This window comes from Brevundimonas sp. UBA4553 (assembly GCF_002387245.1).
In the GTDB taxonomy this organism is placed as follows: Bacteria; Pseudomonadota; Alphaproteobacteria; order Caulobacterales; family Caulobacteraceae; genus Brevundimonas.
The window spans coordinates 104,656-121,437 of sequence record NZ_DGLD01000021.1 but is presented as its reverse complement, the minus strand read 5'-3'; the positions used below and the strand labels follow the sequence as shown (position 1 = coordinate 121,437).

Genomic DNA, 16,782 nt, shown 5'->3' with positions numbered 1-16,782 from the left:
AAGGTCCGCCCGAACCGCAGGGGAGCCTATGTCCATGAATCGCCGCGAACTGATCGCCTCGACCGCCGCCGTCGGCCTTGCCGCCGCCTCCCCCGCCCTCGCCCGTTCGACTACCGGAGCCTCGATGTCCCTGCCCCAACCGCCCGTCGCCAAGAAGGTCCCCGTCCGCATCGAGCAACTGGGCCGCGTCCGCGTCGATGACTATCAGTGGATGAAAGACGACAACTGGCAGGCCGTGTTGCGCGATCCGTCTCTGATCAAGGCCGACGTCAAGGAACACCTGACCGCCGAGAACGCCTATCGCGAAGCCGTCATGGCCTCGACCCTGCCGATGCAGGCTGCGATGTTCGAGGAGATGAAGGGCCGCATCAAGGAGGACGACAGCTCCGTCCCCGCCGCGGACGGCGCCTGGGAATACTACGTCCGCTATAACACCGGCGACCAGCACCCGCTCTATTGCCGGCGCCCGCGCGGCAGGACCGACGGCGAGACCATCCTGCTGGACTGCAACAAGCTGGCCGAAGGCAAGGCCTACTCGGAAGTCTCCGCGACGGAACACAGCCCCGACCACGCCCTGTTCGCCTATGCCGAAGACGCGCAAGGCTCAGAGGTCTTCAAGATCTACGTCAAGGACCTGGCCAGCGGGGAGGTCCTCCCCAACCCCATCGAATCGGCGACCGAGAACTTCACCTTCTCGCCCGACAGCCAGTGGATCTTCTGGACCAACCGCGACGACAACGGCCGTCCGGACAAGATATTCCGTCGCCCCGCGCGCGGCGGCGAGACCACACTGGTCTATGAGGAAACCGACGACGGCATGTTCCAGAGCGTCGGCCGTACTTCCGACGACGCCTTCATCATCATCGGCATCGGCAATCAGGAAACCTCTGAGGGGCGCATCATCCCGGGCGCGACGCCCACGGCGACGCCCGTCGTGGTCGAGGCGCGCCACGAGGGTCGCCTCTATGATCTGGACCACTGGGGCGACCGCTGGGTGATCCGCACAAACGCCGACGACGCCATCGACTTCAAGGTCGTCGAGGCCCCGACCGCCTCACCCGCCAAGGCGAACTGGAAGGACCTCATCGCCCACACGCCCGGCCGCTTCATCGAAGGCGTGGCCCTGGTGAAGGACTATCTGGGCCGTCAGGAGCGCGCCGACGCCAATACGAAGATCGTTATCCGTGATCGCGCCGGCGCCGAGCATGAGATCGCTGTCGACGAGCCCGCCTACGCCCTGTCGCTGGGCGGGGCGTCGGAGTTCGACACCACGGTCATGCGCTACGGCTACAACTCGCCGTCCACGCCGACATCGACCTATGACTACGACCTGAAAACCCGCGAGCGCACCCTGCGCAAGGTTCAGGAAATCCCCTCGGGCCACAACCCGGCGGACTATGTAGTCGAGCGCCTGAACGCTCCGGCCTCGGACGGCCAACTGGTGCCGGTGACGGTGCTTCGCCGCAAGGACACGCCGGTCGACGGCTCGGCGCCCCTGCTGCTCTACGGCTACGGCTCCTACGGCATCCCGATGGCGGCCAGCTTCTCGACCAACCGGCTGTCGCTGGTGGATCGCGGCTTCATCTACGCCATCGCCCACATTCGCGGCGGTTCGGATAAGGGCTGGGGCTGGTTTCTGGACGCCCGGCGGATGACCAAGAAGAACACCTTCACCGACTTCATCGCCTGCGCCGAACACCTGATCGACCGCAACTACGCCACGGCGGGCAAGATCGTGGCCCAGGGCGGTTCGGCAGGCGGCCTGTTGATGGGCGCCGTCACCAATATGCGCCCCGACCTGTGGGCCGGCGTCATCGGCAGCGTGCCCTTCGTCGACGTCATCAACACCATGTCGGACACCAGCCTGCCGCTGACCCCGCCCGAGTGGCCCGAATGGGGCAACCCGATCGAGGACGTCGCCGCCTACGACTATATGTACAGCTACAGCCCCTACGACCAGATCGAAGCCAAGCCCTATCCGGCCGTCCTGGCTACCGGCGGCCTGTCCGACCCGCGCGTCACCTACTGGGAGCCGGAGAAGTGGGTGGCCAAGCTGCGGCCTGCGACCACCTCGGGCAATCCGGTCCTGCTGAAGATCAACATGACGGCGGGCCACTTCAGCTCGTCTGGCCGGTTCGACTATCTGAAGGACGTGGCTCACGACTACGCCTTCGCCGTCTGGGCCGTCGACAAGGGCTGGCTGAAGGCGTGATCATCCGCGCCACCACGGAGGCCGACCTGGCGGCCATCACCGCCATCTACGCCGACAGCGTGCTGCACGGCACGGGGACGTTCGAGCTGGACGTCCCCACCGCCGAAGAGATGCGGGCGCGTCTGGCCGCGCCCGCCGCGCTCTGCCTGCCTGTCCTTACCGCCGAGATCGACGGCCAGGTTGCGGGTTACGCCTATGCCGGTCCCTATCGCCTGCGCGCCGCCTATCGCTTTCTGGTCGAGGACTCGATCTATGTCGCCGAGATGTTTCGCGGACGCGGGGTCGGCAAGGCCCTGCTGGACGCTCTGCTGGACGCCTGTGAGGCCATGGGGATGCGGCAGATGGTGGCGGTGATCGGCGACAGCGCAAACGCGGGTTCCATAGCCCTCCACGCCGCCGCGGGCTTCGAGCATGTCGGTGTTTTCCACGCCGCCGGGTGGAAGTTCGACGCTTGGCGGGACGTGGTCTTCATGCAGAAGGCGCTAGGTCCCGGCGCGACCGCTTCGCCGGATGCGCCTGGGCTCGATTGCGGGCGCTAGAAACTGAATTCGCAGCTTTTTTCAGCCTCTTCGCACATTGCGCTTGACCCCATCGTGAGTCGCCCTTAATCCGCCCTTCTCCTCCTCGCGGAGGGGAACGCGGGTGTAGCTCAGTTGGTTAGAGTGCCGGCCTGTCACGCCGGAGGTCGCGGGTTCGAGCCCCGTCACTCGCGCCATTCTCTTCAAGAACAAGAGAATGGCGCGCCCCGCCCTCGCAAGAGACGCTTCCTCATTATCGCAGAGCATTCCAGCGCATTTCGCGCCAAAGATTCGCGCCCCTAGTTCAGGGGCGCGATCTCTTGCGGCATGACAAACTCGGGCCGACCGCTCAATTCGCCGTACAGCATCGACAGGTCTTCAAAGACCCGGTTCCAGGCGAACTGCTCGACGGTCTTCACCCTCGCCGCCTGCCCGAGGGCTTCAACGTCCCGAGCAAACAGAGCCTCGATCGCCTCGGCGTAGTCAGCCGGATCGGCGGATTGAGCCAGTTGGCCGACGCTCAGGTCCACTGTCTCAGCCACGCCCCCAGCGTTGACGCCGACGACAGGGCGTCCGCACGCCATGGCTTCCAGCACGATCAGGCCGAACGGCTCCTTGTCGTTGGCGTGAACGAAGGCGTCGCAACTGGCGATGATCCGCGCCACAGCCTTGGGATCCTTTTCATAGGGAAGCGAGATCACGCGATCTTCCGGGGGCATCCCCGCCCCGGCCCCGACCAACACCAGATGATAGGGCGCGCCCAGCCGCTGAACCGCATCGATGAGGACGTCGACGTTCTTCTCCTTGGCCGGACGGCCCGCGAAGCACAGCAGCCGTGCGTCCGCGCCCAGTCCCAGCTTTTTCAGCAGCCAGTCGCGATCGCGGCGGTCAGGTCGGAAGGTGTCCACCTCCACCCCCAGCGGACGAATCACAATGTCGCTGATGCCCGCTTCCTCGAGACGCTGGGCGATAAAGCGGCTTGGCGACACGACACGATCGAACTGCGAAAACAGCTTGGCCCAGCGCTTCTCGACCGGCTTCTTGGCCCATTCCCCGAAGTGCAGGGCCGCCAGACCGGCCGGGTCCGAGTGACAGAAGCCAACCACCGGACAGCCGGCGCGCTGCCCCGCCTCAAGCGCGCCCTGGCCGGGCGTATAGGGATCTCCGGCCTCAATGACGGCCGGGTTCATCGACGCCACCCAGGCGCCCCAACGGCGAACCGAGCTGGGCCAGCGGTAGCCGTCGCCGAACGGCAGCTTCGCCGCCCGAAGCTGAACTATGCCGTCCCCGCCCGCCTTGTGCTTGACGCCCGGCACAACGAGCGTGTGCGCCACAGAAGGGCGATTGGCCTCCAGCCAGGCCTTCTTGGACAGAAGATAGCGTTTCACCCCGCCCGAACGCGGCGCGAACAGCATGGTGGTGTCCACGAGGCGGGGTCTGGCGTCAGCCGTTGACGCCTTCAACACCCTCAACGTCTCGGCGACTTCTTCGTCCAGGCCTGGAAACAGACGCAGTTCGCTTTCCTGAACGTCGATATCGCTCATGCTCATTGAGACAACCTTTCCAGAACTCGATGCCGCAACGCGACTAGCTCGGCTTTGGATGCGACGTGCGCGCTTGGAACTCACCATGAATCGGCCGTAGCGCCGGAAACTGCTCCGCTCAAGCATCCATTTCGACAACCGTCGCCGTGCAGAGCTGAAACCTGGGTTTTCATCTCCCGTTCAGCTTCGCCCACTTACTCACGGCCTTGCATTCGCCTCAAATTCGAGAAACTTGGGGCATGGTGTCGTCGACCCTGTTAAACGGGCGATCGGCGTCCTTGCGCGTGTGTCCTCGAGGGGTTTCTATCTAATGCGTATTCTACTCGCGACCGCAGTGGCGATCGCCCCCTTGATGGCCGCCGCCGGCGTTCAGGCGCAAACGACGCCGACGCCAGAGACCGTGATTTCGACGGCGCGCACCACGCCTATCTCGACGTCTACCGCCACAGGCACTGCGCCCGACAACATCCGCTTCGCCAACGGCGGCTCGATCGCTGTCACCACCGGCGCCGCCGTGACCGTCGATTCGAACAACGGCGTAGACATGGACAGTGGCTCATCGATCACGATGGCCAAGGCCGCAGACGGCGCGACCGGCATCCTTGCGCGAGGCGGGACGACAGGGCCGATCACCATCGGCGGCACGATCTCCATCTCCGACGATATTGAAGAGTACAAGGACACGGACAAGGACGGCGACCCCGACGGCCCCTTCGCATCCGGAACCGATCGTTACGGCGTGCGGGTGACGGGCCCCGGCGCCAAGACCGGGAACATCCTGGTGGAAACCAGCGGCGCGATCCTGGTCGAGGGCAATAATTCCTACGGCATGTCGATCGAGGCGCCGCTGGTCGGCAATCTGACCACCTTCGGCAACGTCACGGTCACCGGCGACAACACCCACGGGATCAGCGTTACCGGTCCCGTGACAGGCAATGTCGATATCTTGGGGAACGTCACCGCGCGGGGCCAGAACGCCGTCGGCGTGGCTATTGAGGGCCCCGTGGACGGGCGCCTCAACATTCAGGGCACGGTCACCTCCACGGGCTATCGCTACACGACCCGCCCCGGCAACAAGCCCACCAGCGGCACGGTCCCGGCCGAAGTTCTCTTCCTGGAAAATCTCGACGCCGACGACCTTCTGCAGGGCGGGCCGGCGGTCCTGATCGGCGGAGATGCATCGCAAGGCGTCGTCTTCGGCGCCGCCCCCTCTTATGGGTCGGCTGGCATCGAGGGCGACGACGACGGCGACGGCGTCAAGAACGGCGACGAGGACGACGACGGCGACGGCGTCAAGAATCGCGAAGACCCGGACCGGGACGGCGACGGCCTTCCTGACGCCAATGAAACCACGGCCAAGATCACGTCCTATGGCGCCGCACCGGGCGTTCTGGTGGGCTCGACCGACAATTCGGTGACGCTGGGCGTCGCCGGTACGGGCGCCAACGCCTACGGCTTCGTCAACCGCGGCGAAATCTTCGGCATCGGCGTCTATGATGACGTCGCTTCAACGGCGCTCCAGTTCGGCGTGGCCGGCGGTCAGGCTGTCACGATCGAAGGCGGCGTGCGCAACGACGGCTCGATCGCCGTCCTCGCCAATAACGCTGACGCCACCGCCGTGCGCTTTGCGGCCGGCGCCACGACGCCGACCATGGTCAACAACGGCACGATCAGCGCCGCATCGGCCACCGACGCCGCCGACCAGGTCACGGCGGTCCGCATCGAAGCCGGCGCCAACGTCGCATCCTTCACCAATGACGGCGTGATCGCCGCCACCGCGGGCGGCGGCAAGGCCAATACGACCGCGATCGCGGACCTGAGCGGCAGCCTGACCTCGATCACGAACACCCGCTCGATCCAGGCCAACGTCTCGGCCAACGCCGCCGGCGACGCGATCACTGGCAAGGCCACCGCCATCGACGTCAGCGCCAACACGTCAGGCGTCACCTTCACCCAGAAGGGTATCGCCAGCACGCCCACGACCGCAGATCCGGACACGGATGGCGACGGCGTGACGGATTCTCGTGAACCCTCGACCTTCGGCGACATCAAGCTGGGCTCGGGCGCCGACGTGCTCGATATCCAGAATGGCGTGGTTCAGGGGAACATCGACTTCGGCGCCGGCGCCGACCGCCTGTCGATCACGGGCGGCGCGGTGGTGCGCGGCGCGATCACGAATGCGGACGGCCTGCTGGACATCAACGTTTCCAAGGGCACCCTCGACGCGCGCCAATCCGGCGTGACGACCATCAGCAACCTGAACCTTGGCGCGGACGGCGATCTGATCGTCACGATCGACCCCGCTGCGGGCGGCAATAGCGGCTTCAAGGTCGACGGCGTCGCCAATATCGCCAACGGCGCCGGTCTGGGCGTGCGTTTCAACTCCCTGCTTCAGGACCCGACCCGCTTCACGATCATCGACGCCAACACCCTCAACGTCGGCGCCCTCGACACCGTTGCGGTCCAGGCCAACTCCCCCTATGCCTTCGTGGTCAAGGCCGGCGCAGACGTGACGGCGGGCGAGGTCTACATCGACGCGCGCCGTCGCACCGCGGATGAGGCAGGCATGATCGCCGTCGAGGCCTCGGCCTATGACTCGATCTACGCGGCCCTCGACAAGAACGAAGCTATCCGCAACGCCGTTCTGAGCCAGACCGGACGCGACGGTTTCTTCGATCTCTACGAGCAGATGCTGCCCGACCACTCCGGCGGCCCCCTGCTGTCGCTGGCCAGCGGCGTCGACGCCGTCAACCGCGCCTTGACCGGTCGCAACGCCTCGGCTGCGCCGGGCGAGACCAGCGCCTGGGTGCAGGAAATCAACTTCTACGCCGACAAGGACAAGACCGACTCTTACGGCTTCCGTTCGGAAGGCTTCGGCGTGGCGGGCGGCGTCGAGCGCGGCACCAGCATGGGCGCCGTCGGCATCACCGCCGCGTTCACCTCCTCCGATCTTCAAGACCCCGAGGCAGCGGCCGAAGAAGTGCTTTCCGCCAACCTGCTCGAACTGGGTCTCTACTGGCGTGCACAGGGCCAGTACTGGACGACCTGGGCGCGCGCAGCGGGGGGCTACGCCTCGTTCAACGCGACCCGTAAGCTGGTCGCCGACGGCCTCAATCTGAAGAACGAATCCGACTGGCACGGCTTCACCCTCGCCGCCGCCGGCGGCGCCTCCTACGAGCGTCACTTCGGTCGCGTGAACATTCGCCCGGAAATCTACGGCGAGTATTTCTCGCTGAACGAAGAAGCGCGCAGCGAAAAGGGCGGCGGTGACGGCTTCGATCTGGATATCGACGAACGCGACAGCCACATCTTCTCTGGCGTGGCCGCTGTGAACATCGGTTACGGCTTCGGCAAGGACGGCTGGATTCGCCCCGAAATCCGGGCGGGCTGGCGTCAGAACTTCTCGGTGGACGCAGGCTCCACGATCGCCCGCTTCGCCTCGGGCGGCGACGCCTTCACGCTTGACCCGGCCAGCATCGAAGGCGGCGGTCCGATCCTGGGCTTCCGTCTGAATGTCGGCAACGACCTCGGGATGCTGTCCATCACCGGCGACGCAGAGCTGCTGGAAGACTATGTCCGCTACACCCTCCTGTTGCGGGCCAGCTTCAAGTTCTGATCTTGGTGATCAATCGAGCTATGAAGGCCGCCGGAGCGATCCGGCGGCCTTTTTCGTATCTCAGCCGAACGGCCCCAGGCCAAAGGCGATCCCCGCCCCGGCCGACAGGCCGAGCAGCAGCAGCAGGATCGCCACCATAAGGGTCAGGGAGACCGGAAAGACGCTTTCGGCGTGAATATAGGCTCCCACGCGCATCGCTTCCCGCTCCCGTCTCAAGCCGATCATGAACTGCACATGGTAGATGATCCCCACCACCAGCATCCCCACTCCCAGCCAGACCAGCGCCTCGCCGAAGAATGTCGCGGCCCGCTGGCCGCTCGCCAGGACATTGCTGCTCTCGAGCCCCCGAAAGAACTGGTAGATGGTGAAGCCGAAGCTGATCATGGAGAGCGATGTTCGAATAATGGACATCAGGGTTCGGTCGGCGCTCATCCGCGTGCGCTGAAACGACATGCCGGTTCTGCGGCCCGACATATCGGTTCGCCGCGTCGACATGTCCGTCCGCTGCGTCGAGAGCGCGGTGCGGTGCTCTGACAGCCCGGTCCGATGGGTGGACAGCTTGGTGCGATATCGCGAATAGGCCACGGACGCCGCATCACTGTCGCCCGGATCGATCACGGGCATGGGCGGCGCCGGAACGTCATCGAACCCTGTTCCGGTGGCGATCGATGGGAAGGCCGGATTTTCGGCGTCCCGTGCTTGGCCCGTGGTAGTCGCCATGACCGGCTCCCGTATGCTGATGACGGCTTACGGTGCCGTCGCTTCCGCAACAGGGTAATCAGGTCTTTCCCGCATCGAGGCGCGAACGAAACCCGGCGTCGTTGGTGGGCGGCGAGGGGTTCGAACCCCCGACCCCCTCGGTGTAAACGAGGTGCTCTGACCAGCTGAGCTAGCCGCCCTTGACGTTCGCCAAGCGCGCTTAATGCCTGCGTCTGCTCAGCCGTTCAAGGCGCTTTTCAATCCTTCCCCAACCCGGAAACGGGCCGTGCGCGAGGCAGGACGGGCAATGGCCTCGCCGGTTTGCGGATTGCGAGCGGTGCCGGCCTTGCGCTCCACGGCGATGAAACTGCCGAATCCGACCAGGCGCACATCGCGTCCACGCGTCAGCGAGGCGGTGACGTTGTCGGTAAAGGCCTCCAGCGCCAGCTTGGCCTGATCGCGGCTGATGCCCGCCGCTTCGGCCATGACGCCGATCAACTCGGTCTTGTTCATTGGTTCTGCTCCCCAGCATTATTCCCCGGGACGCACTTAAATCCTTCCTGACGCTGACGTCAAAAGCAACGCGGCCCGGGTTTCCCCGAGCCGCGCGCGATGAAGCAGATTGTCGTCGAACCTAGTGGCTGACGGAAGCTCCGTCCTGCGTGGACGCCGTTGGCGGCGCGGGCAGCAAGGGCTCGGCCGTCTCGTCCCATTCCACCGGAGTCAGCGTGCCGGTCAGGGCCCACTTGAGCGCCTCGTCCGCAGTCGAGATCGGGACGATCTCCAGCGCCGACTTCACGTTCTCCGGCACCTCCTCCAGGTCCTTTTCGTTCTCCTGAGGGATCAGCACCGTCTTCACGCCGGAGCGCAGCGCCGCCAGCAGCTTCTCCTTCAGGCCGCCAATGGCGGTGACCCGACCGCGCAGGGTGATCTCGCCGGTCATGGCGATGTCCTTGCGGATCGGAATGCCGGTCAGCACCGAGACCATGGCCACGGTCATGGCCACGCCGGCCGAGGGACCGTCCTTGGGCGTCGCGCCGTCCGGCACGTGGACGTGGATGTCGGTCTTCTCGAACACTGGCGGCTTGACGCCGAAGGCGAGCGAGCGGCTCCGGACATAGGAGGCGGCTGCGGAGATCGACTCCTTCATCACCTCCTTCAGGTTGCCGGTCACGGTCATGCGGCCGCGGCCCGGCATCTTGATCGCCTCGATGGTCAGGATGTCGCCGCCGAACTCAGTCCAGGCCAGACCGGTGACGATGCCCACCTGATCCTCGGCGTCCGTCTCGCCGTAGCGGAACTTCTTCACGCCCGCATACTCAGCCAGCTTGGCCGCATCGACGGTGATGGAGACAGCCTTGGTCTTGGCCATCTCTCGCACAGCCTTGCGGGCCAGACCGCCCAGAGCGCGTTCCAGCGAACGTACGCCGGCCTCGCGCGTGTAGTAGCGGATCAGGTCACGGATCGTCTCTTCCGGGACGATCAGTTCGCCTTCCTTCAGACCATGGTCCTTGAGCTGCTTGGGCAGCACGTGGCGCTTGGCGATCTCGACCTTCTCATCCTCGGTGTAGCCGCTGACCCGGATGATCTCCATCCGGTCCATCAGGGGTTGAGGCATGTTCAGGCTGTTGGCCGTGGTCACGAACATGACCTGCGACAGGTCGTAGTCGACCTCCAGATAGTGGTCGCCGAAGGTCGAGTTCTGCGCGGGATCCAGCACTTCCAGCAGGGCCGAAGACGGGTCGCCGCGCCAGTCCGAGCCCAGCTTGTCGATCTCATCCAGAAGGACGAAGGCGTTGGTGGTCTTGGCCTTCTTCATCGACTGGATGATCTTGCCGGGCATGGAGCCGATATAGGTCCGGCGGTGACCGCGGATCTCGCTCTCGTCACGCACGCCGCCCAGCGACATGCGGACGTATTCACGCCCGGTCGCCTTGGCGATCGACTGGGCCAGCGACGTCTTGCCCACGCCGGGAGGGCCCACCAGGCACAGGATCGGGCCCTTCAGGTTGCCGGTGCGCGCCTGGACCGCCAGATACTCGATGATCCGTTCCTTAACCTTCTCGAGACCGTAGTGGTCTTCCTCAAGAATGTCCTCGGCCTTCTGAAGGTCGATCGGCTTGGTCTTGGCCTTGCCCCACGGCACGGACAGCAGCCAATCCAGATAGTTGCGCACCACAGTCGATTCCGCCGACATCGGCGACATGTTGCGCAGCTTCTTGAGCTCCGCATCGGCCTTGGCGCGCGCTTCCTTGGACAGCTTCGTCTTGCGGATGCGCTTTTCGAGTTCCAGCAGTTCGTCGCGCGTGTCGTCGGTCTCGCCCAGCTCACGCTGGATCGCCTTCATCTGCTCGTTCAGATAATACTCGCGCTGGGTCTTCTCCATCTGGCGCTTCACGCGCGAGCGGATCTTCTTTTCGACCTGAAGGACGCTGATCTCGCCCTCCATCAGGCCATAGACCTTCTCCAGGCGCGCCGGCACCTCGATGGTTTCCAGCAGGCCCTGCTTGTCGGCGATCTTCACCGACAGATGAGCAGCCACGCTGTCCGCCAGCTTGGACGGATTGTTGATCTGCGGGATGGAGCTGAGCGCCTCGGGCGGGACCTTCTTGTTCAGCTTCACATAGTTTTCGAACTGCTCGATCACCGCGCGCAGCAGGGCTTCGCTCTGCGAGGCGTCGCCCTCTTCATCGGCGATCTCGACGGCCTCGGCCTCGTAGTAGTCCTCGCGGTCGGTGAAGCGGGTCAGGCGCGCCCGGCCCTTGCCCTCGACTAGCACCTTCACAGTGCCGTCCGGCAGCTTCAGCAGTTGCAGGACCGTGGCCAGAACGCCCGTCTGATAGATGGCGTCCGCCGCCGGATCATCGTCGACGGAGTTCTTCTGGGTGGCGAGCAGGATCTGCTTGTCGCCCTTCATGATCTCGTCCAGCGCCCGCACGGACTTTTCGCGTCCTACGAACAGCGGCACGACCATGTGCGGAAAGACAACGATGTCTCTCAGCGGCAGGACGGGGAGGATTTTGCTCTCGGTCATGATGCGTACTTTCCAGGGCTTTCGTGGATCTCCAGCCCACCAAGCCGATCAGCCTCGGCGCGAATGCCTCGACCTCTCGACTCAGCCCGCCGTTTCTGGCGGCTTTCGTTTCAGTATGTGGCCCTGCGGACGCTGTGTTCAAGCGTAGCGGACGTAAGGCCCACAGAAGCGTGAGATGGTCGTGAAGCTGGATGGCTCGTCCAGAGGCGCGCCCGATGCTGATCAGTCCGTGTCGCCAGCAGGTCATGCCGGCGAATTCCTCACCGATGGCCCCTGTGGCGCCGTTTCATCAGAGCAGAAACCGAAAAGGGCGGTCCGTCGCCGGACCGCCCCAATCATCTCGACCGAAATCAGCTTAGGCGGCGCCTTCAGCCTTTTTCTTGGAGCTTTCCGAGTAGATCAGCAGCGGCTGGGCGCGGCCCTCGATCACCTCGGCGTTGACCACGACTTCCTCGACGCCTTCGAACGTCGGCAGTTCGAACATGGTCTCCAGCAGGATGCCTTCCAGAATGGAGCGCAGGCCGCGGGCGCCCGTCTTGCGGGTGATCGCCTTCTTGGCCACCGCCGACAGGGCGTCGTCGGTGAAGGTCAGCGTCACGTTCTCCATCTCGAACAGGCGCTTGTACTGCTTGACCAGGGCGTTCTTGGGCTCGGTCAGGATGGTGACCAGCGCCGCCTCGTCCAGGTCTTCCAGCGTCGCCAGAACCGGCAGGCGGCCGATGAACTCGGGGATCAGGCCGAAACGCATCAGGTCGTCCGGCTCGACTCCCTTGAGGATGTCGCCCGTTCGGCGTTCGTCGATTTCCTTGACCTTGGCGCCGAAGCCGATGGAGGCCCCTGCCCCGCGCGCCGAAATCACCTTCTCCAGGCCGGCGAAGGCGCCGCCGACGATGAACAGGATGTTGGCGGTGTCGACCTGCAGGAACTCCTGCTGCGGATGCTTGCGGCCGCCTTGCGGAGGGACGGAGGCGACGGTGCCTTCCATGATCTTCAGCAGGGCCTGCTGCACGCCTTCGCCCGACACGTCGCGGGTGATCGACGGGTTGTCCGACTTGCGCGAGATCTTGTCGATTTCGTCGATGTAGACGATGCCGCGCTGGGCCCGCTCGACGTTGTAGTCCGAGGCCTGAAGCAGCTTCAGGATGATGTTTTCGACATCCTCGCCCACATAACCGGCTTCGGTCAGGGTCGTGGCGTCGGCCATGGTGAAGGGCACGTCGATGATGCGCGCCAGCGTCTGGGCCAGCAGCGTCTTGCCCGAGCCGGTCGGCCCGATCAGCATGATGTTCGACTTGGCCAGCTCGACGTCGTTGTTCTTCGTCGCGTGGTTCAGGCGCTTGTAGTGGTTGTGAACGGCGACGCTCAGCACCTTCTTGGCGTGGCTCTGGCCGATCACATAGTCGTCCAGGACGTCGCGAATCTCCTTCGGAGTCGGAACGCCGTCCTTGGTCGTCTTGAAAGCGATCTTGTGCTCTTCGCGGATGATATCCATGCACAGCTCGACGCATTCATCACAGATGAACACCGTCGGTCCGGCGATGAGCTTGCGCACCTCGTGCTGGCTCTTTCCGCAGAATGAGCAGTAGAGCGTGCTTTTGGCGTCTGTGCCGGCGGCTTTGGTCATAGACCCTTCTCACTCCCGCGATCCGGCCCGACATGGGACGAAAGGCGCTTACCTCGTGTTCGATCCGTGAATCTATGCACGAAGGTCTTCAAAAAAAGACAATCACCCATCACACGTTCCGCCACAACCCTGTTGCGACACGACAATGCGCTAACAGGGACGGACAGCACAGTTTCTATGGGGATCACGGCTAATGTCTGACATGGGCGCCGCACAATCGTTTCGCCAGTCCCCCGTTGGGGAGCGCCCGATCGTCGCCTTCGACTTCGACGGCACCCTGACGATTCGCGACAGCTTCACCGCCTTCCTGCGCTGGCGAGCCGGGGCGGCCGGCTGGGCCATCGGCCTGGCCCGGATGGCGCCCGCGCTGGCCGCCTATGTGGGCGATCGCGACCGGGGTCGGATCAAGGCCGCCTCAGTGCGCGAGTTCCTCCACGACATGGATCGTGCGACGTTGGAGCGCGAGGCCGAGCGTTACGCGGAACAGGTCTGGGACCGCTTCATGCGCCCCGACGCCCTCGCCTGTTGGAACGCCTGGGGCGACAAGGGCGCGCACCGCGTCATCGTCACCGCCTCGCCGGAGACGACCGTGGCTCCGTTCGCTCGCCGTTTGGGAGCCGAGGGCCTGCTGGGCACCCAGCTTGTGTTTGACGCCCACGACCGCGTCACAGGAGCCTTCGCGGGCGAGAACTGCCGCGGCGCGGAGAAGGTCCGCCGTCTCCACGCCGCCTACGGGCCAGACATGACGCTGGCCGCCGCTTACGGCGACACTTCGGGCGATACCGAGATGATCGCCATCGCCGCGGAAAAGGGATTCCGTATCTTCAACGGCCGCCCCTGAAACCTGGCCGTTTAGTTCCCGTCGGCGTCCACGTCGAACACCATGGCCTTACCCCGCGAGGTGGGGTTCCAGCCGGCCTCCATCGCGGAGGTAACGGCGTTGCGGACGGCATCGACGTTGACGCGCTGCTTTTCCAGATCCGGACGCCCGTTCGCGCGCATGGGCATGGGAAACTGGATAACCGCCTCACGCTTGAAATCCTTCAGGCGCAGGCTGATGCCCAAGCCTTCCCACTTGCCGCCGCCCTTGGGCTGCGGCTGCCGACGAATTTCCCATTCGTAGATTTCGCCGTCGACCTCGACGGTCCCGCTGGCATCGCGTGTGTACTGCATGACCGCCTGATAGCACAAAGCTCCTGAGAGCCTAGACCCTGCGCTAGCCCATCATCCGCGCTGCAGTATCGTCCTTCCAGATGAAACGGTGGACCAGAACCATCAGGACATGCCCCGCGATCGCGGCCAGAAGCACCCAGGCGGCCAGACCGTGAAAGGCGTTGGCCGGCGCCGTCATCCAGGCGGTTTCGACCCCGCTGCCGGCAATGAACGGCAGACCGAACAGGTCCATGGGCTTGCCAGAGCCATACTGGCGCAGCAGGGCCGACGCGGGCACGATCAACATCAGGGCGTAGAGCACCAGATGCCCGGTCAGGGCCGCTCGCCCCCAGAAGCCGCCGCCATGGGCCGGGCGCACCTTCAGGTTATAGAGCCCCCACCCCGCGCGAAGGATCAGCAGGATCAGAAGCGCCACGCCAATGCTCTTGTGCGTACCGACCCAGAAGGCGGTGATGGGCGCCTTGCCCACGATCAGCTTCACGCCCATGCCAGCGAACTGCCAGACGAGCAGCGCCACCATGGCCCAGTGCAGCAATCTGGTCATGAGACCGTACTTGAACCCGCTGTCGCCCATTTGAACGGCCATGACTGTCTGCTCCTGTCCAGCTTCAGGTCGTCAAACACGATTCGAGGCGGGATCCGTCGCCGGACCCCGCCTCGCAAATTGTCGCAGTTACGATTCGCTGGCTCTTAGGGAGCCTTCACGCCGTCGTCATCGGCTTGGGTGCGCTTGTCATAGACGTGGTCGACGATGCCCCAGGCCTTGGCTTCCTCGGCGGTCATGAAGTGGTCGCGGTCCAGAGTGCGCTCGACTTCCTCATAGGTCCGGCCGGTATGCTGGACGTAGATTTCGTTCAGGCGACGCTTGGTGGCGATGATGTCCTCGGCGTGGCGCTCGATGTCCGAGGCCGTGCCGCGGAAGCCGCCCGAGGGCTGGTGCACCATGACCCGCGCGTTCGGCAGGGCGATGCGCTGGCCCGCTTCACCGGCCGTCAGGATCAGCGAACCGGCCGAGGCGGCCATGCCCATGACCACGGTCGAGACCGGCGACTTGATGTATTGCATGGTGTCGTAGATCGCGAGCGCCGAGGTCACCTGACCGCCGGGGCTGTTGATGTACATGCTGATTTCCTTCTTCGGATTTTCCGATTCCAGGAACAGCAGCTGGGCGCAGATCAGCGACGCCATGCCGTCCTCGAACGGTCCGGTCAGGAAGATGATCCGCTCGCGCAGCAGGCGCGAAAAGATGTCGAACGACCGTTCGCCGCGGCTGGATTGCTCCACCACCATCGGCACCAGGTTGCTGGAGATGTAGTCGATCGGATCGCGCATGAAAGCCTTCTCGAATGCTTGAGGGGCGCGACTCACCGAGCGCGCGCCTGTTTCCCAGATATCGCGTCGCTGAAGGCCGTACGCAAGCCGTCCGAGGTCAATCGGGAGCCGTAGCCGCCAGACGTTGCTCCTCGCGGCGGAGTCTATTCGTAACGCCTGTCGCCTGATCAGCCCGGTCAATGCGCTCCGGGTGGGCTTCATAGAGCGCGGCCAGATAGGCCCTATCCCATTCGGAAAGTCCTGCAACAGCGCCCGGGTTGTTGAAGACATTCAACACGGTGTCGTATCGCTGCATGTCGCTCTCGGGATCAATTTGAGCCAGCGTGACCAGCGCCAGGTAGTCGGCCAGCTGGGGCAGCATGATACCCTCGACCCGGTTCACATCAACGATGATGATGACCTTGTTGAACTGATCCGAAACGGGTCGCCCCCTGTTAACCCGCCCCTCGCCCGGCACCAGGGGCGCCCCCCCCCTCCCCGGCAGAGCAATCGCGGCCTTTCCGTTCCATCCGAGCACCGGAATGCTGACGTGCCACCAACGTACCGGCGCATCCATCTCCTGAAACCGGGACAGGGCTATCGACCCGCGGTCGAGCTGGCGGGTCCATCGAACACGGAACGCCTCTGGCTCAGCCGCCACCAGGGCTTTGGCGAGGTTCGGCGCCTCATCCGTGAAGATGATGACGACGTTGGGGTTGCACCCTGGCTCACGCACCTTCAGCCCATAGGAGGCCCCGACTCGGGCGACGTGATCGATAATCGGCTGCGCCACGGCGCGATCAACGTTTGCCGTGGCGATACACAGGGGATCACGCCATCGCGCCAATCCCCTTTGCGGTGTGGGTGCAGCGACTTCGTCAACGAAGGACTGAACACGATCCCTCAATTTTCTGCCCGAAACCAGAACATCGTCAACAGGCACCGCCACTTCGGGAGCCTGAACTTCCGATGGGGTCTGGACCGCCCCATCCTGCACCGAAGCAGCAAGGGCCAAGGCGATCAGAAGGCCAGACAAGCCAGACATGGCAAA

At 64.6% G+C, this 16,782-nt stretch carries 13 protein-coding genes and 2 tRNA genes; 5 read left to right on the top strand and 10 right to left on the bottom strand.

Features of this window, described 5'->3' with window-relative positions:
* Window positions 1-34: 34 nt before the first annotated feature.
* From B4A39_RS15730 to B4A39_RS15720, 3 genes are all read left to right on the top strand, one after another.
* On the top strand, window positions 35-2,212 hold the full coding sequence (locus tag B4A39_RS15730) for a S9 family peptidase (RefSeq protein ID WP_292037525.1): 2,178 nt from the start codon (window positions 35-37) through the stop codon (window positions 2,210-2,212).
* Entirely contained in the window at window positions 2,209-2,751 is a 543-nt protein-coding gene (locus B4A39_RS15725; RefSeq protein ID WP_292037524.1) for a GNAT family N-acetyltransferase, read from the top strand. Before B4A39_RS15730 ends, B4A39_RS15725 begins: the two co-directional genes overlap by 4 nt.
* Before the next feature lie 99 nt (window positions 2,752-2,850).
* A tRNA-Asp gene (locus B4A39_RS15720) sits at window positions 2,851-2,927 on the top strand.
* 102 nt (window positions 2,928-3,029) lie between these two features.
* On the opposite strand, the gene B4A39_RS15715 is transcribed toward B4A39_RS15720, so the two are convergent.
* Window positions 3,030-4,280 carry a glycosyltransferase gene (locus B4A39_RS15715; RefSeq protein WP_292037523.1) on the bottom strand — a complete coding sequence of 417 codons (1,251 nt, stop codon included), beginning with the start codon at window positions 4,278-4,280 and terminating at the stop codon, window positions 3,030-3,032.
* Window positions 4,281-4,584: 304 nt separating this feature from the next.
* Here B4A39_RS15715 and B4A39_RS15710 point away from each other — a divergent pair, with 304 nt between their 5' ends.
* The gene (locus B4A39_RS15710; protein WP_292037522.1) at window positions 4,585-7,890 is read left to right on the top strand and encodes an autotransporter outer membrane beta-barrel domain-containing protein; all 3,306 of its coding nucleotides are present in this window, start codon (window positions 4,585-4,587) and stop codon (window positions 7,888-7,890) included.
* Between the two features lie 60 nt (window positions 7,891-7,950).
* Here B4A39_RS15710 and B4A39_RS15705 read toward each other — a convergent pair whose 3' ends face one another.
* The 5 genes from B4A39_RS15705 to clpX all read right to left on the bottom strand — a co-directional run bounded on the left by B4A39_RS15705 (window position 7,951) and on the right by clpX (window position 13,247).
* The gene (locus tag B4A39_RS15705) at window positions 7,951-8,610 is read right to left on the bottom strand and encodes a YidH family protein (protein WP_292037521.1); all 660 of its coding nucleotides are present in this window, start codon (window positions 8,608-8,610) and stop codon (window positions 7,951-7,953) included.
* A gap of 102 nt (window positions 8,611-8,712) precedes the next feature.
* Window positions 8,713-8,789 (bottom strand) — tRNA-Val (locus tag B4A39_RS15700).
* Window positions 8,790-8,826: 37 nt separating this feature from the next.
* Complete coding sequence (locus tag B4A39_RS15695) at window positions 8,827-9,102, bottom strand: HU family DNA-binding protein (RefSeq protein WP_114816229.1); 276 nt, start codon at window positions 9,100-9,102, stop codon at window positions 8,827-8,829.
* Between the two features lie 121 nt (window positions 9,103-9,223).
* The gene (gene lon / locus B4A39_RS15690; protein ID WP_292037520.1) at window positions 9,224-11,623 is read right to left on the bottom strand and encodes an endopeptidase La; all 2,400 of its coding nucleotides are present in this window, start codon (window positions 11,621-11,623) and stop codon (window positions 9,224-9,226) included.
* Between the two features lie 355 nt (window positions 11,624-11,978).
* Complete coding sequence (gene clpX, locus B4A39_RS15685) at window positions 11,979-13,247, bottom strand: ATP-dependent Clp protease ATP-binding subunit ClpX (protein WP_292037519.1); 1,269 nt, start codon at window positions 13,245-13,247, stop codon at window positions 11,979-11,981.
* Between the two features lie 193 nt (window positions 13,248-13,440).
* On the opposite strand from clpX, the gene B4A39_RS15680 reads away from it, so the two are divergent.
* Complete coding sequence (locus tag B4A39_RS15680; protein WP_292037518.1) at window positions 13,441-14,088, top strand: HAD-IB family hydrolase; 648 nt, start codon at window positions 13,441-13,443, stop codon at window positions 14,086-14,088.
* Between the two features lie 11 nt (window positions 14,089-14,099).
* Here B4A39_RS15680 and B4A39_RS15675 read toward each other — a convergent pair whose 3' ends face one another.
* The 4 genes from B4A39_RS15675 to B4A39_RS15660 form a co-directional block, all read right to left on the bottom strand.
* Entirely contained in the window at window positions 14,100-14,420 is a 321-nt protein-coding gene (locus B4A39_RS15675; protein WP_292037517.1) for a hypothetical protein, read from the bottom strand.
* A 43-nt stretch (window positions 14,421-14,463) separates the two neighbouring features.
* Complete coding sequence (locus tag B4A39_RS15670) at window positions 14,464-15,006, bottom strand: cytochrome b (RefSeq protein ID WP_292037516.1); 543 nt, start codon at window positions 15,004-15,006, stop codon at window positions 14,464-14,466.
* Window positions 15,007-15,110: 104 nt separating this feature from the next.
* Window positions 15,111-15,752 carry an ATP-dependent Clp protease proteolytic subunit gene (locus B4A39_RS15665; RefSeq protein WP_292037515.1) on the bottom strand — a complete coding sequence of 214 codons (642 nt, stop codon included), beginning with the start codon at window positions 15,750-15,752 and terminating at the stop codon, window positions 15,111-15,113.
* Between the two features lie 97 nt (window positions 15,753-15,849).
* The gene (locus B4A39_RS15660; protein WP_292037513.1) at window positions 15,850-16,776 is read right to left on the bottom strand and encodes a hypothetical protein; all 927 of its coding nucleotides are present in this window, start codon (window positions 16,774-16,776) and stop codon (window positions 15,850-15,852) included.
* Window positions 16,777-16,782: the final 6 nt, after the last annotated feature.

Coding starts and splice junctions, on each gene's coding strand:
- B4A39_RS15730 (WP_292037525.1), top strand. CDS start 35: ATGAATCGCCGCGAACTGATCGCCTCGACCGCCGCCGTCGGCCTTGCC.
- B4A39_RS15715 (WP_292037523.1), bottom strand. CDS start 4,280: ATGAGCATGAGCGATATCGACGTTCAGGAAAGCGAACTGCGTCTGTTT.
- B4A39_RS15710 (WP_292037522.1), top strand. CDS start 4,585: ATGCGTATTCTACTCGCGACCGCAGTGGCGATCGCCCCCTTGATGGCC.
- B4A39_RS15705 (WP_292037521.1), bottom strand. CDS start 8,610: ATGGCGACTACCACGGGCCAAGCACGGGACGCCGAAAATCCGGCCTTC.
- B4A39_RS15695 (WP_114816229.1), bottom strand. CDS start 9,102: ATGAACAAGACCGAGTTGATCGGCGTCATGGCCGAAGCGGCGGGCATC.
- lon (WP_292037520.1), bottom strand. CDS start 11,623: ATGACCGAGAGCAAAATCCTCCCCGTCCTGCCGCTGAGAGACATCGTT.
- clpX (WP_292037519.1), bottom strand. CDS start 13,247: ATGACCAAAGCCGCCGGCACAGACGCCAAAAGCACGCTCTACTGCTCA.
- B4A39_RS15680 (WP_292037518.1), top strand. CDS start 13,441: ATGTCTGACATGGGCGCCGCACAATCGTTTCGCCAGTCCCCCGTTGGG.
- B4A39_RS15675 (WP_292037517.1), bottom strand. CDS start 14,420: ATGCAGTACACACGCGATGCCAGCGGGACCGTCGAGGTCGACGGCGAA.
- B4A39_RS15670 (WP_292037516.1), bottom strand. CDS start 15,006: ATGGCCGTTCAAATGGGCGACAGCGGGTTCAAGTACGGTCTCATGACC.
- B4A39_RS15665 (WP_292037515.1), bottom strand. CDS start 15,752: ATGCGCGATCCGATCGACTACATCTCCAGCAACCTGGTGCCGATGGTG.
- B4A39_RS15660 (WP_292037513.1), bottom strand. CDS start 16,776: ATGTCTGGCTTGTCTGGCCTTCTGATCGCCTTGGCCCTTGCTGCTTCG.